Source organism: Methanococcus maripaludis (assembly GCF_013760955.1).
Taxonomy (GTDB): Archaea; AGJL01; Methanococci; order Methanococcales; family Methanococcaceae; genus Methanococcus; species Methanococcus maripaludis_A.
Genome location: NZ_JACDUL010000004.1, coordinates 43,728 through 60,353, shown reverse-complemented (window position 1 = coordinate 60,353; position 16,626 = coordinate 43,728). Strand labels below are relative to the sequence as shown.

At 33.1% G+C, this 16,626-nt stretch carries 16 protein-coding genes; 8 read left to right on the top strand and 8 right to left on the bottom strand.

Annotation, left to right across the window (positions count from 1 at the left end):
• Positions 1–79 precede the first annotated feature (79 nt).
• Positions 80–1,231 (bottom strand): signal recognition particle-docking protein FtsY, encoded by a 1,152-nt coding sequence (gene ftsY / locus HNP90_RS07860; RefSeq protein ID WP_012068223.1) that lies wholly within the window; start codon positions 1,229–1,231, stop codon positions 80–82.
• Positions 1,232–1,385: 154 nt separating this feature from the next.
• Here ftsY and HNP90_RS07855 point away from each other — a divergent pair, with 154 nt between their 5' ends.
• From HNP90_RS07855 to HNP90_RS07825, 7 genes are all read left to right on the top strand, one after another.
• On the top strand, positions 1,386–1,850 hold the full coding sequence (locus HNP90_RS07855) for an Hsp20/alpha crystallin family protein (RefSeq protein ID WP_012068224.1): 465 nt from the start codon (positions 1,386–1,388) through the stop codon (positions 1,848–1,850).
• Positions 1,851–1,956: 106 nt separating this feature from the next.
• Positions 1,957–2,598, top strand: a complete 642-nt coding sequence (locus HNP90_RS07850; protein ID WP_012068225.1) for an METTL5 family protein — start codon at positions 1,957–1,959, stop codon at positions 2,596–2,598.
• Between the two features lie 402 nt (positions 2,599–3,000).
• Positions 3,001–3,819 (top strand): 2-amino-3,7-dideoxy-D-threo-hept-6-ulosonate synthase, encoded by an 819-nt coding sequence (locus HNP90_RS07845; protein ID WP_012068226.1) that lies wholly within the window; start codon positions 3,001–3,003, stop codon positions 3,817–3,819.
• Positions 3,820–3,909: 90 nt separating this feature from the next.
• Positions 3,910–4,563 carry a triose-phosphate isomerase gene (gene tpiA / locus HNP90_RS07840; RefSeq protein WP_012068227.1) on the top strand — a complete coding sequence of 218 codons (654 nt, stop codon included), beginning with the start codon at positions 3,910–3,912 and terminating at the stop codon, positions 4,561–4,563.
• Between the two features lie 480 nt (positions 4,564–5,043).
• Positions 5,044–5,250, top strand: coding sequence for a FeoA family protein (locus HNP90_RS07835; protein ID WP_012068228.1), 207 nt, complete (start codon positions 5,044–5,046; stop codon positions 5,248–5,250).
• Positions 5,251–5,390: 140 nt separating this feature from the next.
• Positions 5,391–7,328, top strand: coding sequence for a ferrous iron transport protein B (gene feoB / locus HNP90_RS07830; protein ID WP_012068229.1), 1,938 nt, complete (start codon positions 5,391–5,393; stop codon positions 7,326–7,328).
• Between the two features lie 57 nt (positions 7,329–7,385).
• Positions 7,386–7,592 carry a hypothetical protein gene (locus HNP90_RS07825; protein ID WP_012068230.1) on the top strand — a complete coding sequence of 69 codons (207 nt, stop codon included), beginning with the start codon at positions 7,386–7,388 and terminating at the stop codon, positions 7,590–7,592.
• A 5-nt stretch (positions 7,593–7,597) separates the two neighbouring features.
• Here the strand turns inward: HNP90_RS07825 and sepS are convergent, their stop codons facing one another.
• Positions 7,598–9,211: an O-phosphoserine--tRNA ligase gene (gene sepS / locus HNP90_RS07820; protein WP_012068231.1), complete on the bottom strand. Its 1,614-nt coding sequence runs from the start codon at positions 9,209–9,211 to the stop codon at positions 7,598–7,600.
• A 95-nt stretch (positions 9,212–9,306) separates the two neighbouring features.
• On the opposite strand from sepS, the gene HNP90_RS07815 reads away from it, so the two are divergent.
• Positions 9,307–10,608 carry an NCS2 family permease gene (locus HNP90_RS07815; RefSeq protein WP_012068232.1) on the top strand — a complete coding sequence of 434 codons (1,302 nt, stop codon included), beginning with the start codon at positions 9,307–9,309 and terminating at the stop codon, positions 10,606–10,608.
• A 64-nt stretch (positions 10,609–10,672) separates the two neighbouring features.
• On the opposite strand, the gene HNP90_RS07810 is transcribed toward HNP90_RS07815, so the two are convergent.
• The 6 genes from HNP90_RS07810 to psmB form a co-directional block, all read right to left on the bottom strand.
• Positions 10,673–11,374, bottom strand: a complete 702-nt coding sequence (locus HNP90_RS07810) for a 4Fe-4S binding protein (RefSeq protein WP_012068233.1) — start codon at positions 11,372–11,374, stop codon at positions 10,673–10,675.
• A 5-nt stretch (positions 11,375–11,379) separates the two neighbouring features.
• The gene (locus HNP90_RS07805; protein ID WP_012068234.1) at positions 11,380–11,922 is read right to left on the bottom strand and encodes a hypothetical protein; all 543 of its coding nucleotides are present in this window, start codon (positions 11,920–11,922) and stop codon (positions 11,380–11,382) included.
• Positions 11,923–12,007: 85 nt separating this feature from the next.
• Entirely contained in the window at positions 12,008–12,898 is an 891-nt protein-coding gene (locus HNP90_RS07800; RefSeq protein ID WP_012068235.1) for a cell wall-binding repeat-containing protein, read from the bottom strand.
• Positions 12,899–12,966: 68 nt separating this feature from the next.
• Complete coding sequence (locus HNP90_RS07795) at positions 12,967–13,833, bottom strand: cell wall-binding repeat-containing protein (protein WP_012068236.1); 867 nt, start codon at positions 13,831–13,833, stop codon at positions 12,967–12,969.
• A gap of 83 nt (positions 13,834–13,916) precedes the next feature.
• Positions 13,917–15,824, bottom strand: a complete 1,908-nt coding sequence (locus HNP90_RS07790; protein WP_012068237.1) for a beta-CASP ribonuclease aCPSF1 — start codon at positions 15,822–15,824, stop codon at positions 13,917–13,919.
• 136 nt (positions 15,825–15,960) lie between these two features.
• On the bottom strand, positions 15,961–16,620 hold the full coding sequence (gene psmB, locus HNP90_RS07785) for an archaeal proteasome endopeptidase complex subunit beta (RefSeq protein ID WP_012068238.1): 660 nt from the start codon (positions 16,618–16,620) through the stop codon (positions 15,961–15,963).
• Between the last annotated feature and the right edge of the window lie 6 nt (positions 16,621–16,626).

The following is a 16,626-nucleotide window of genomic DNA, read 5'->3' as shown; positions in this document are numbered from 1 at the left end:
AAAAAAGTTAAGTTTTTAATATTTATATAATTTGCCAATTAATCCAAAAGATAGGAACTATAAATATTAAAGTTAGCCATTAAAATTGTCTTTCAGACGATAATTTAGTATCTTCTTCTGAAAAGAGTTTTTTTACCATCCATTCGACGTCAAACTCTTGAATATCTGAATATCTTTGACCAACGCCCATGAAAAGAATTGGTTTTCCAATTGAGTATGCAATGGATAGTGCAGCACCACCTTTTGCATCTGCATCTGTTTTTGTAAGGATTGCACCATCAATATCAATTGCATTATTAAATTCTTCTGCTTGGGATATTGCATCGTTTCCAGCAAGGGAATCTCCAACAAATATGATCAAATCGGGTTTTGTAACCCTTACTACCTTTTTAATTTCGTCCATTAAGTTAATATTTGTAGTCTGTCGTCCAGCAGTATCTGCAAGAACCACATCGATTCCTTTTGCTTTTGCATGGCTTATCGCATCGTAAATTACTGCAGCACTGTCTGCACCTTTTTGATGTTTTATAACTTTAATGGCCGTATTTTTTCCGTGTTCTTCAAGCTGTTCTATTGCACCAGCTCTAAAAGTATCGCCTGCAGCCATTACTACAGAATATCCTCTTTCTTTTAAGATATATCCTAATTTAGAGATGGAAGTCGTTTTTCCAGTTCCGTTTATTCCAACAAATAGCAGTACTGCAGGTTTTCCTTTAGCCTTTTTTTCATCGATAAGTTTAAAAACATCACTTTGTTCCTGAGATAAGATTTCTTTTATGGATTTTTTGAGTGCATTTATCGTTATTTCTTCAGGATTATCCTTAGCAGATATTTTAAGTCCAACAAGCTGGTTTTTTAGTGATTCAATAATTTTTTCGACTACTTCAAATGCAACATCTGCTTCAAAAAGTTCCATTTCCATTTCTTCAAGTATATCTTCAATATCACTTTCCGTTAAAACTACATCTTTTCCAAGAACTTTTTTAATGCTTTTTGTAATTGTTAACTTATCCAAAAATCCAACTTTTTCCTTTTTTGCGAAAGATTCAGTTCCTGATTCTTTCAAAATATTTGTTGAATCTTCTGAGATTGTTTCGTTTTCTTCAATAATTTTTTCCGGAGTTTCATCTAAAATTGGCTCTTCTACAGGTTTAGCATTCCCTTTTGAATAAATTTTATCGCTTAATTTTGAAATTGTACTATTTAATTTTTCCTTTAAACTTCCAAACATTATTTTCCACCTTGCGGCAATAGGAATTAGTAATACAATGTTACGTCCTTTTATTTTAAATATATTACATTTGAAGCACTATTTTTAAAATTATTACCTATTATATTTATATAGAACTTCAAAGTAAGTATTATTAGAAACGGGGTGATAAAACATGTTTGGTAGAGATCCAAAAGATCCATTTTCAGAAATCTTTAAGGTTTTCGGCATGGGCATTCCTATGGAAGGTTTTGGTGGCCCAATGGGAAAATCCATGTTTCAAATGAGCTCAATTGGCTTAGAAATCAGCGGAAAAGGTTTCATGCCTATAACATTGATTGAAGGCGACGAAACAATTAAGATAATTGCAATGGTTCCTGGAGTAAATAAAAACGACATTGTAATCAATGCAATCGGAGAAACTCTTGAATTAAGGGCAAAAAGAGTTCCAATGGCAATAATGGAGTCCGAAAAAATAATTTATTCAGAAGTACCTGAGGACGAAGAAATTTACAAAACCATAAAATTACCCGCACCTGTTGTCGAAGGAAATTCCTCTGCTAAATTTGAAAATGGGATGTTAATTGTGACACTTCCAAAAGCAGAAAAAGCTAAGAGAACTGGAATCGACATAGAATAACTTAATTTAACCATAATTATTTTTTTATTTAACTAATTTTATTTTTAATAATGATTTTTTATAGTTGTAATTTTAATCAGTTCTTATAATGATTTTTGGGATTTTTATGAAAAAGAGACACCTTGAAATTTTACTTGACAATTTAAAACCGCATCCAAAACCAAAAGCACACCTTGAACAGTATTCTATCGAAGGAAACCTCGCAAGCGAGTTTTTATTGTTTGCTAAAGACGATATTAAAGGCAGTTTTGTAATTGACCTTGGTTGTGGCAGCGGTAGGCTTATAATCGGTGCTAAAGTGCTTGGCGCAGAACATGCAGTTGGGATTGATATTGATAAAGAAACAATTGATACAGCAAAAGAAAATTTGAAAAATTTAAATATGAATTCAAATTTGGATTTAACGGTCGATTTTATAAATTCTGACGTTAAAAACATCGATAAAAAATATTTTGAAGATAATTTTTCCGATTTTAATAATTTAAAAAAGGTAGTTATTCAAAATCCGCCGTTTGGATCTCAAAAAAAGTATGCTGACCGGATTTTTTTAGATAAGGCGTTTGAAATTGGGGATGTAATTTACACAATCCACAATACTGCAACGAGGGATTTTTTAATAAATTACGTTAAAGAAAAAGGACTAGAAATTACGAATATATTCCAGGCAGATTTTAGAATCCCTGCAATTTATGAATTCCATACTAAAAAGGCTGTAAACGTTCCAGTGGATATTTATAGAATTGTATAATTTAAAATTCATTCAATCTGCGGTTTATTTTTCAATGAACAAAATCGGAAAATATATATATCAATATAGCTAGATGAATTTTTGTAAAATAAAAAAACAAAATTAAAGACCTACTACAAACGAAAAAAAGAGGGATGGAAAATGACGCATAGGCAGAGTAACATCAGGAATTCGGAATGTATTATAAATAAATTATGTGGCGCATTAGGGTTTAGATTGTTTTTTTCATACCAGTGGTATTATTAACTGCTGAGATTGTTTGGTTAAATTAAGCTGTATTCGTAAAAAAGTACGATTGCGGTGTTTTGCAGATTTTAAGGAATTTAATGACAAGAGTATATTCTCCATACTATATACTATAAATCCAAAGACGACTCTATATACTTTTAACGGTGATTGTTTATGAAAATGTTCGACAATATCAAAAACGTAGGAAAACTTATCAGATTAGAAAGAATATTCGATAAAAAAAGTGAAAAAACGGTGATAATCCCTATGGACCACGGGGTTTCATCGGGGCCACTCGATGGACTGAAAGATATGAGGATTACGACAAATGCAGTTGCTGATGGTGGAGCAAATGCAGTTTTAGGCCATAAGGGTCTTGTAAGGCATGGACACCGGGGCTACGGAAGAGATATCGGGTTAATCATACATATGTCAGCAGGAACTTCCCTTTCACCAGACCCAAATAAAAAAGTGATTGTAACAACAGTTGAAGATGCAATGAGACTCGGTGCAGATGCAGTTTCATTACACGTAAACGTTGGTGCAGAAACCGACTTTGAAATGTACAGGGATTTAGGTTTAATTTCAGAAACCTGCGAACAATGGGGAATGCCATTAATTGCAATGATGTACCCAAGAGGTCCAAAAATTGAAGATGAAAAAGACCCTGAAGTAGTTGCTCACGCTGCAAGACTCGGTGCTGAACTTGGTGCTGATATCATCAAAACAAATTACACTGGTGACCCAGATACATTCAAAGAAGTTGTTAAAGGATGTCCTGCTCCAATTGTTATTGCAGGTGGCCCTAAAACAAACACTGACGAAGAATTCTTACAAATGGTAAAAGATGCAATGCACGCAGGTGGAAAAGGTGTGGCATCTGGAAGAAACGTGTTCCAACACAAAGATGTCAAGGGAATTACGAGTGCAATCTGTAAAATTGTTCACGAAGATGTGGAAGTAAAAGAAGCATTAAAAGAAATAAAAATCTAAATTCTCCTTTTTTCAAAAAGTTACCTATAAATATTAATTTTTTTAAAAAAGATTATTATAATTAAGGGCGGTGGTAGTATCAAGCCAAATGTGATCATAAATTACAAAACTTACACGGAAAGTATTGGTAAAAGCGGTTTAGTAATTGCAAAAGCTGCAGAAAAAGTTTCAGACGAGTCAGGTGTTACGATAGGAGTAGCACCTCAATTTTTAGATTTAAGAATGATTTTAGAAGAAGTAAATATACCAGTTTATGCGCAACACATGGATGCGGTAAATCCTGGAAGCAGCACGGGACATATATTGCCAGAAGTATTAAAAGATGCAGGAGTTACAGGAACTCTTTTAAACCACTCTGAAAGAAGAATGCTTCTTGCAGACCTTGAAAAATGCATCGAAATTTCAATTAAACTGGGATTAAAAACTGTCGTATGTACAAACAATATAACTGTTTCAAAAGCAGTTTCTGCGCTAAATCCAACTTCTATTGCAGTAGAGCCTCCAGAATTAATTGGAAGTGGAATGCCTGTTTCAAAAGCAAATCCTGAAGTTGTATCTGGAACTGTTAGGGAAGTTCGAGAAATTAACAAAAATGTTGAAATATTGTGTGGTGCAGGTATTTCAAAAGGAGAAGATGTGAAATCTGCGCTTGAACTTGGAACAAACGGTGTTTTGCTTGCATCCGGTGTTGTAAAAGCTAAATGTGTTGAAGATGCAATAAGGGAATTAATTGCAGAAATCTAAAAATAAAATTCTTTTTTACTCTTTAAATTATATTCAATTTTTACCGGTTATCATAGAAAAATTTATATAATTTAAGTGCACTTACAATATTTAAGCGCACTTAAATATTTTAAGGATGCTTAATAAAATAAAAAATGTGAAAATATGAGTTCAAAATCCGGAATAACTGGTAAAAGAAAAAATTGCCAGTTTTATAAAATGTATATGGGCAGGTGTTTTGATGAATAAATTTTTTATTACTAAATGCGGATACCGATTACGATTTATTTAATGAACCGAAACACTTGTTAAATAAACCAAATAGACTTTTTAAGATTTTTTTTACCCCTAAAAAATCATAGAATGTAGTTATAAATTTTAGTCTTTTAAGTATTCAATTTCTAAAAACAAATCTTATTCAATATTATTTAAGCACACTTAAATAATTTAATCAAACTAAAATATGTCAAATCAGACAAAGTAAATTTTTGGAGGCAGGTTATGAACTGTATCTTAAGCAAAAAACCCGGGTCATACACAGTAGTTAAGGTCGAGGGGCACGGTAGAAAATTTTATGAACTTGGAATAATTCCTGGTTCGGTACTGACTCTTATAAATATTCGAAATCAAGGGCCGATTACAGTACGGCTTGGAAATTCAAAAATTGCAATCGGAAGGCAACTCGCAAGTTCTATTTTTGTAATTTAAAGGTGATGATATGAAAAAAAGTGAAAATTTATTCGAAAATTTAATCGTAAAACTTTCAAAATTAACAATAAAGGCTTCATGTTCAAATTGCAGTAACAAAAGTTGCATATGTTCAAAAAGTGCTTTTAAGAGGTAATAAAATGTACGATTTTCAAAATATTGCACTTTTAGGCCAGCCAAATGTCGGAAAAACCACAATATTCAACGTTCTTACGGGCAGTAGTCAAAAAATTGGTAACTGGCCAGGAGTTACTGTAGAAAAGAGGGAAGGTGAATTTACATATGAAAATGTACATTTCATGGTTACAGATTTACCTGGAATCTACTCATTAAATTCTGATTCGATAGATCAAAAAATTTCGCGAGATTTTATAATTAAATCAGCTGAAACTAAGAATAATGTGATTTTAAACATTGTTGACACGTCTAATATTAATAGAAATCTTTATTTAACTTTACAATTAATGGAGCTTGGAATTTCTCCTGTAATCTGTCTAAATTTAATCGATGAAGCGGAAAAATCTGGAATGAAAATTGATATAAAAAAATTAAGTGAAAAACTTCAAAGTGTGGTTTTAAAAACTTCGGGTAGATACAATATCGGGATAGACGAACTAAAAAAAGCGGTTTATGATTACAGTCCTGAAAAACAGGAAATAAAGTACAGTAAACTTTTAGAAGACTCTGCCAAAGTCTTGGAAAATAACATAAATGCAAGTTTAATTCCTAAAAAATACGAAAAAATATCTAGAAGGGGAATTGCAATTGCACTTTTAGAGGGCGATCCTGAATTTTTAAGTACATTTGACGAAGATATAGTAAATTTAAGGAATAATATCAAAGAAAAAGTTGAAAATGAAATAAAACACGATATAGAAAGTTACGTCGTTGAACAGAGATATAAAAAAATAGATGATATTTTATCTGAAGTTACAAAGGGTTGCGAATTTTACGATGACGTAGATTCGATCGTTACACATCCTGCATACGGTTTTTTAGTATTTTTGGCTGTGTTTTATCTAATGTTTAAATTCGTATATGGTTTGGGTGATGTATTCACGGGAATAATAGCTGGAATTTTTGAAGTAATCCTTGAATCGTTGTCATTAATTATACCTTCTGCTTATCAAGGGATTTTAATTGACGGACTTTTTTCGGGAGTTGGTGCAGTCCTTGAATTCTTCCCCCTAGTATTTCTGATGATTTTATCACTTTCTGTACTTGAGGATACAGGATATTTATCGAGAGTAACTGCATTAATGCATGGAATTATGTCCAAATTTGGTTTGAATGGAAAATCAACGATTCCTCTTCTAACGTGTTTAGGCTGTACTGTTCCAGGTATTATGGGATCCAGGTTTATTTCAAATCATAAAGAAAGACTAATTACAATGCTTGTAGCCCCATTAGTTCCATGTTCAGCACGATTTGTAATAATCGGGTTTTTGGCGGCAGTATTTTTCCCACAAAATGCAACATTGTTTACAATTTCAATAATCGGTATAACAATTCTGCTGATGATGCTGGTTTCGTACATTTTAGGAAAGCTAATTAAGGGCAAATCTGACGATTTAATTTTTGAGCTGCCCCCGTACAGAGTTCCGGATTGGAAAAATGTATTTAAAATGACGTGGCAAAAAGGTAAGGAATTTCTGAAAAAAGCAGGAACTGTAATTGCACTGGGGTCTGTTTTATTCTATGCACTCACAACATACCCAACTCCAGATTACAATTATGCAATGAGTATCGGAACTATAATAGAACCCTTAACTATGTTAATGGGTCTTGACGGAACTGCGGGATTATCACTTCTATTTGGAATATTTGCAAAAGAACTCGTAGTTTCAGTTTTAGAAATATCTTATTCGGGAAATATTCTGGAATATTTAACTCCTTTGAATGCATTTGTTCTTGCGCTCGTTTCAACGATATATATCCCGTGTGTTTCAGCAATTGCAGCACTATATCTTGAAACAAGGAGTTTAAAATGGACCGGGTTTGGTTTAGCATATAATTTAGGACTTGCAACAATTGTTGGAATTATTGTACATACTATGGGCAGGTTTTTTGGATTTTAAATTCAAAATTCAACAATTTTTTTATTTATCGAGTATACTCAGAAAAGAGGTATAATAATGAAAACTAATAATAAAATGGTAAATATTGATCAAAAAGCGGTTAATTTGTTGTTAAAAGCTCCTTTAATGGGTAGGGATGAATTAACCGATACTATATACGAACTTAGAAAAATGGCATACAAAAAATATGGAAAAAGAAATATAAAATCAGTAATTGATTGCTGGGCAAGTACTGCTTATTTTATATCTATGAAATCAATCTAAAATTTTTATTCAATTTTTACTTCGACGTTTAAAAAGACTGGTCCCCTAACATCGATTACTTTATTTTTACTCATTATTTGTTTTAATGCGATATCGTCGATTTTTAGGTTAATGTCGCTTAAACTTCTAACAATTGGGACTTTAACTTTGAATTCAGATGTATTTGTAACAATTGCTTCTTCTAATTTTGAAGTAAGTTTAAAGCAGAGCGCATCAATGTATCGAATACTGGTTGCAACTCCTTCAGATTTTCCTTTTTCTAAAAATTCTTTGAATTCTTCTTTTACTCCGTCAAAACTTTCAGGAATTCCAATTACATTTCCATCGTAAACGTATATTTCGTTTAAAATTGAAGGTCCGAGCAAGTTTTTACCTTCTTCTTTTTCAAAAATGTTTATTTTTACATTTTTCTTAGTTTTTCCAAACGAAAATGTTTTTTCAATTGTCAATTCACAAGGAGATTTTAAATCTTTGTTTTTAACGCACGAATCAATTAATTCTTTTGTTAAGTCGTAAATTTCATCCATTACTGGAACTTTATCGAGTTTTACCATTGAAGCGACAGCCCTGTCATCAAGTTTGTGTTCATAAAACTGCGGGTATACCATTTCACGGACATCTGCAAAGTTTCCAGAAATCATTGCAAGTCTTTCAACACCAAGTCCCAAGTTCATTACTGGCACATCTATTCCGTATTTGCTTAATGCAACTGGGGAATATACTCCAAATGTGGCAACTTCGAGCCATTCTTTTAATTTTGGGTGGTATGCGTAAACTTCAGTTTGAGTTTCAGGGGTGTAGTATTTACTTTTCTTTTCATCAGGAATGAATTTAAAGTTTGTAAACCCAAACTGTGATAATAAACCTTCTGCGATTGCTTTTCCATCGTTAATATCCACGCCTTCACCTGCAATTGCACAGGATGCGGAATGGTATGTCATCAGGTGGCTTTTATCTTCTTTCTGTTCCCTTCTAAAACATCTATCAATTGAAAAGAGTTTAAATGGAAGCGGTTTTTTGTTCATGAGGTCTGAAACAGTAAGGAACCATCCTGAAGTCATATGGCTTCGTAAAGTTAATTTTGAAGAAACTGCTGTTAAATCCTTAAATTCAGGGAAAACTTCTTCTAAAATTTTTAAACCCATCTCGCTTGAAATTTCAAGAGCATTTGAAATTTCTAAAACTAAATCGTCACCGTCAAGTGTTCCTTTTTTGTATCCGTGAAGTATTTTTTGCAAACTTTCTTTGTGTTCAGAAACTTTAATTCCAAGTTTTTCAATCTGTGAAATTTTTTCATCGCTCAATCCAACATCAGGTCGTGGAAGTCCCGCTAAATAAAAGCATCTGTCCAAAACTGCCATAGCTTCAGGGCCGAACTGTTTATAAATATCTCTTTCATCAACAATTACTGGATTTATATATTCTTCAAAACCCATTCTAAGGTATGCCTGTCTTAAATTTTCTATAGTGTCATTTACAGGATGTGTTTTTCCAAAAACTGGTTTTATTCTCGGGTAACTTTCGTTTACCTTTTTAGCTTTTATAAGGTCTTTAGTTTCAATCCATGCTTTTTCAAAGTCCTTATTAGCCATTTCAATGATTTCTTCTCTTTTAAACATTATTATCACTAAATTTCTAAATTTTATGATTGAAATGTAATCTTTATATCATAATTAGTTGCTTATATTATATATTAATTAATTGGGGTGAGGTTATGGCAAATTTTTTGGCTAAGTACTTTGGGTTTGAAGAACACAACACAAACTTCAAAGTAGAGACCATGGCAGGGGTTACAACGTTCATGACCATGGCATATATCATATTTGTAAATCCGTCAATTTTGAGTCTAGCGGGGATGGACTTTGGAGCAGTAATGGTTGCAACATGTATATCCGCTGCACTCGGTACTTTTATAATGGGCGTTTATGCTAAATATCCGTTTGCACTTGCACCAGGAATGGGTTTAAACGCATTTTTTACATTTGGTGTGGTAATGGGCATGGGCCTAAGTTGGCAGACTGCTCTTGGTGCTGTTTTTATTTCTGGTATTTTATTTATTTTGTTAACATTAACTAAAATTAGAACGTGGATATTTGATGCAATACCTGACGCTTTAAAATACGGTACTGCTGTTGGTATCGGGTTATTTATTGCATTTATTGGTTTAAAATCTGCGGGAGTTATCGTTGCAAACGAAGCTACCCTGGTGGGTCTTGGAAACGTGCTTTCACCTGCAACATTCTTAGCACTCTTTGGATTATTTGCAACCGCTGCAATGATGGCTAGAAAAGTAACGGGTGCAATTCTATGGGGTATTATCTTAACCGCAGTAATTGGAATGGGACTTGGTATTTCAGCACTCCCTGCAGGTTTAGTTTCAATGCCTCCATCACTAGCACCAACACTGATGCAGATGGATGTTATGGGTGCTCTTAGTTTTGGCCTCATAAACATAATTTTGGCATTCTTCTTTGTCGACTTGTTTGATACTCTTGGAACACTTAGTGCACTTAGCTCGCAAGCAGGATACTTAAAAGAAGGAAAACTTCCAAAAGCAGAAAAAGCATTAATGTCTGACTCAGTTGCAACTGCGGTTGGAGCTGCTCTTGGTACTTCGACAGTTACAAGCTACATTGAATCCGCTTCCGGTATTGGACTTGGTGGAAGAACTGGATTTGTTTCAGTTGTAGTTGCTGCATTGTTTGTGCTTTCGATATTTTTCTCACCATTTGTTGCAGCAATTCCTGCATACGCGACAGCACCTGCACTGGTAATTGTTGGAGCTTTGATGATTTCTGCAATAAAAAGAATTGATTTGGAAGATATTACAGAATCAGTTCCTGCATTCATTGCATTAATTACAATTCCATTAACGTACAGCATTGCAACAGGACTTCAATTAGGGTTTATTTTCTACCCATTAATTAAATTAATTGCAGGACGTGCAAAAGAAGTACACCCAATTGTATATTTACTCGCAATTGTCTTTGCAGCAAGATTTGTGTATATAGGATAAATTAAAAAATCTTAACTCTTTTTTCCATTTTTTATTTTTAAATTAAAAAAGTAAAATGTAAAAATTATTTTTCGTATTTTATTCCGCCTTTTTTACAGGCACTTACACACTCAAAACACCTGATACATTCTTTTTCGTCCATATTATTTAAAATATCAATTTGCATTGGACAATTCATTTCACAGAGTCTGCATTTAGTACATTTATCGTTTGTTTTTATTTTAAAAACCGGTTTTGTTGATAAAAGTCCAAGAAGTGCCCCAATCGGGCAGAAATACCTGCAAAAGAACATGGGTATAAAATATCCGCCAATTAGGAACAATCCTAAAAGTATGAATGAAATTACCGTTCCATTTAAGCCAACAAATGATCCAATAGGACAAACTGTGCAAATGACATAAAATCCATATTTAAAAGTCAAATAAAGCCCGATTACTAATAGAATATATTTTAAATAAATCAATTTCTCGTGAATTTTTGGATTGAATTTAGGTATTATTTTAGATTTTTTCATTTTCATTTTTAACTTGTAAGTCCATTCAAAGATAATTCCAAATGGGCATACAAATCCACAAAATAGCCTTCCAAATACAACCGCAATTGCAGGAAACACGATTAATTGTGGTGTAAATTCTTGCAAATTAAATGTTAAAAGTATTCTTTGAACAAAACCTAAAATACAGAGACAAAAATTATTACTTATTAAAAAAAACCCTAAAAAGGATGTTTTAATTAGATTTCTTATCGTTTGGAAGCCAATTTTCATTTAATTCACCAAAAACTACTTAAATCTATCCAGGTAAATAAAAAATCAATTATTTTTTCTGAAAAAGACTTATTTTCTTCTGAAATTGTATTTTCAGTAATATTTACAACGCCTTCATCTACCATGCAATCAAATATTGCGTATTTTACTTCTAAAACTGATAAACCGTAAATCGAGCGAACTTGATCAATTGTAACCTCATCGTCCACATTAATATTTAACTTATTTTTCAAGGATTCAGTTTTTATGCCGTAATACTCGCAAACTTCTTTAATCGTATATGTTTTTAATTCTTTTCCAGATAACGAAACATAAATTTCGACTAAATCATCGTAGTTTGCATTTTCAGAACTAGAAAGTGTTTCTGAATTTTCGGGAACTGGTTCAGAGTGGTCGCATATATTATTGTTATTTGTATCAATATATCTTCCACAGGCCCCCGGAAACTTACAATCTGAATCAGTAACTCCGAATGGGCAGTCATCCCAAGCATGAGTCGTTACGATTAAACTGAATAATAAACTTAGAAATAAAATTTGCACTCTCATTATTTCACCAATGTAATACTATTGTGAAATGGATTTAAAAAAAGTAACTGAAAAAAGTATATTGGATTGTTATTTTTCACAAACGTTATTCTGAAGTTTCGTTGATTTCTTCTTCATCTTCTGAAGATTTACCGTTGTTGGTTTTTACTTTAACGGTTTTTTCAACTTTTACATTGCCATTACTTTTGTACTGTTTAGCTTTTAAATCGTCTTCCAACTGAATTGCAAGAGAGTATGCATAACTATAGTTTCCGCCATTGTATGTATCAGATAATTCTCCATATCTTGTATCGAGGTCTGATATATTGATTCCATTCTGTTCTAAAGCTTGAAGTGTAGTCTGAATTGTATTCATTCTTCTTTCAACTTTTGCTTTTAAAACATTTCTTGGCATTGCTGAAGTGCTTACCTGGAAACCATGGTTTTGAAGTCTTGATAAAAGTCCACTATAATTGTATGCAACATCTTCACAAATTGTAATGTTATTTGACATATTTTCCATATTGTCTTCACTGACTGATGTTTTGTTTCCGTCAGTTAATACGAAGGTTACGTTAGTGATATTTCCAAATGTATCGTTTTCTCCTTCAGCATACACGATTAAGATAGTTTTGTTATAAAACAAACTTTTAAACCTGTTTATTGTTAAGTTATTTGTTTCGTATCTGTCAGAACCATTGATTCTTTCAACGGCGATATTTTCATTTTCTAATGCAGTTGTATAATTTTCAGGAAGTGCTGTAGTTCCCCCAATTATTACTACATTTTCAGGAGTTTGATTTAATATTTCATTTAATGTATCGTTGCTGAAATTTCCCCACGGGGATTCGATAAGTACGAATTCATCGAGTTCTTCTGCAATTGTCTGTGCCACAAGTTTGTCTGCAAAGTTATCGCTTACCAAAATAACATCGCTTGCAAATGAAACAGGCATTAATACGATCAGTAAAAGAGCCAATTTTTTAAAAATGTTCATAAAATCCCTCTAAAAGTTTTAAAGGTAAGAGATAAAATAGTATTATTGTTTGTATTATATTAAATTATTTAGTTGTTATAATTAGAACGATTATTTTTTGAATTGTATGTAAGTTTTGGTCCGTTCCAGTAAAAGTGACGGTTTTGGTGTTTATAACTTAAAATAGTTCTTTCAAGAACTATTTCTCCTACATAGGCCCGTTCTAAGTTCTGGTTTTTTATTGAATTATTTATTGAATTTAAATCATTTCGAAGCAGGGTACAATTTATTCCTAGCTGTTCCATATTTTCAATTTGAAGTTGTAATTGGCCCATTTTTCTGTAAATTGTTCTATTCAACACACTTTCCGGCATTGATTGCGTACTTACATAAAATCCATAATTTTGAAGTCGAGTTTGTACATTATTTGAATTAAATAATGGATTTTCCATAATGGTAACTCTTCCGGGGTTAAAATCTTCTAAATCCTCATCATCAACTGATAGTGTAGTGCCGTTTGAAAGGATCACAATATTACGCCCAGTATTACAAAATTCGGCTCTATCATCATCCCCATAAACTATCCACATATTTCTATTCTGAATTTGATCTTTAAATTTTAAAATAACGTTTTTGTTTGTCTGGTATCTATCAATTCCATATATTCTTTCAACGTTTATTCCTTCTTCTTCCAATTGCGTATCATATTCAGAAGGAACTGCCACAGTTCCGCCAACAATAATTACGTTTTCGGGGTATTCATTTAGTATTTTTTCAAGCACATTATCGTCATAAACACCCCAGCTCGTATTGATAACGACGTATGAATCATTGATCGTTGGAATAATATTTGCACTTGCGCAGTCTGAAACCGTGTCACTTACAAGTACTACGTTGCTTGCAGATGCAGGAATAATCAAAACTAAAAAAATAGCAAATATTTTAAAATAGTTCATTATACCACCCCTTTATTCACATATATAATTTTGAAAAAAGCAGTATATCAATTATTCGAAATTTAAAAAAATAAAAAAGGTAATTATCTCAATCGTATTGCGTCGAGATTCATTGGAGCTTTTGTTTCTTTTTTAAACAACTTGTATGCAGTACTTGCAAGGTCGATACATTTTGAAACTTCCCCATGGACTGTTAATATACGGTCTGGGATTGGTTTTAATTTTCTAAGGTATTTTATGAGCTGTTTTCTGTCACTGTGGCCTGAAAATCCTTCCAATGTGTGAACTGAAAGATTTACTTTAACAGCTTTACTTCTTCCGTTTTTACCCATCAGTGGGATTTCTTTAAATCCTTTCTGGATTTTTCTACCCAAAGTTCCTTCAGACTGGTAACCTACAAATACGATTGCGTTTTTCTCATCATCAGCGAGGTTTTTGAAGTATTCAACACTCGGCCCACCGCTGAGCATACCTGAAGTAGTTAAAATAATTCCTGGTTCATCGCTATCTATGATGTTTCTTCTATCATTTGTATTTTTAACTTTTTTGAAGACTTCTGAAAGGAATGGATTGTCTCCTTCATGGAAAATTCTGTTTCTCATATTTTTAGAGAGGTATTCTGGGTATGCGGTATGTATTGCAGTTGCTTCCCAAATCATACCATCTAAATATACTGGAGCGTTGAAAATTCCCTGATTGTATCCTTCTTCTAAAACAAGCATCAATTCCTGAGCTCTTCCAATACCAAATACGGGAATTATTGCTTTTCCTTTTCTTGCAATGGTTTCAGCAATTACTCTTAAGAATTCTTTTTCAGTTTCATCTCTTTCAGGAAGTACGTCATCGTATCCTCCGTAAGTAGATTCGATGATTAATGTTTCAAGTCTTGGGAACTGACATACTGCAGGTTCTAACAATCTTGATGCTTCAAATTTAATATCTCCTGTGTATGCAACGTTATAGAGCCCATCTCCAACGTGGCAGTGTGCAATTGCTGAACCTAAAATGTGTCCAGCGTTGTGGAGTGTCAGTTTAATTGCAGGTGCAATGTCTGTAGTAACTCCGTAATCAAGAGGAATTGTATGTTTAATACAGTTTTTAATATCTTTTGATGAATATGGAACATTTTTACCTTCTTTTTCAGTAATATCCACGTAATCTTTTTGTAAAAGAGTCATCAAATCTCTTGTAGGTTTTGTACAGTAAACTGGTCCATCGTAACCGTATCTGAATAATCCCGGAATAAATCCACAGTGGTCAAGGTGTGCGTGGGTTACTACTACTGCATCTATTTCTTCGATTGAAAATTCAGGTGCATCAAAATGTGGGAATGCTTTTTCATCTTCAACAGCAATGTTGATTCCACAATCAACCAAAATTCTGCTTTCAGGAGTCTGGTGGTAAAGACATGTTCTTCCAACTTCCCTACTTCCACCTAAAAATGAGGTTCTAATCCAAGAGTCATCTCTAAGTCTAACATCCCTATGGATTCTTCTTCCAATTCTTCTTAAAATGTCTTTTACATCTGCTCTTTCCCTATACATTGTAGCTCTAATAGCTTTGATTGTATCTGATGGGATTGGCGGGGTTCTAACTGGTTTTGGAGCCCATTGAATTGCTTTTTTGATATCTTCAAGGGTTGATCCTTCTTTTCCAATTACAAGTCCGGGTTTTTTAGATTCGATTATTACTTCACCAGTGTTTGCATCAAAAATACAGTTTGTAATTTCAGCATCTTCTGGAACGATTTTTAAAATTTTATCTTTCGCGATATCAGGTTCGACTAAAACAGATGGATCCGGTCGAATTGCAAGTCTTTTTCTAAAATCTCTTGCAAATTCTTTGATTAGATTGTTTGAAAAAAGTTCTGGGTTTTTTGCATAGATAACTACTTCTGAACCTTCAAATTCGACGTCAGTAATAACCGCATTTCCAGGTGCTTTGTTTATAACCTGCGCCTTTATCTCGTTTAATATATCTTCAGCTGACAAAATAGTCCCTCCTATTAATATGTCTGTTTAAATTTTAGAAACGCCTATAAAATTGATTAATTTGTGTTAAATCATAAAAAAAATTTGAAAAGAATACTTTTCAATAGTATATGTTAAGATAGTATATTTTTTTAATTTATCTTTTTTTGTTGATTTTTTTCAAAAAACCCTCAATTTCTTCGTCTGAATATATGTTTACCCCATCTTTATTGATATGAGCTAGGGAAATACCATTTCCAGAGTATGCATCTCTTTGCATGGCAGACGAAAGGGCTTTTACAGCAACTAATAATCCTTTGTCTATTGTGACATCAGAACGGTATTCTGCTTCAAGTACTCCGTAAGCAGTAGGTGAACCTGATCCTGTGGCAGTGAATGAAGATTCTTCATTAATGCCCCCAACTGGATCGAGTGAAAACAGTTTAGCTCCGTTAATCAGGTCGTATCCACCGAGTATTAATTGTGTTAAAAGAGGGTAGTGTCTGTTACCATGCAAGACGTTACTTATTAATGTAGTGCAGGAAAGAGGAGTCATATTGTTTCCAGTTCTCATCTTGTATATTTTTGCTTCCGCAGAAATAAGCCTTATGAGTGACTGAGCATCACCAACACTTCCAGCTATAGTCATTGCTATGTAGTCATCAATCTTATATAACTTTTTCGCTTCTTTATCCGCGATAAGATTGCCCATAGTAGCCCTTTTATCAGTAGCTAAAACGACGCCATCCTTACAAAGTAATCCTACGGTGGTCGTTCCTTTCATATACTCTTTATGGTATTCGCTGTTGGATATCATCTTATC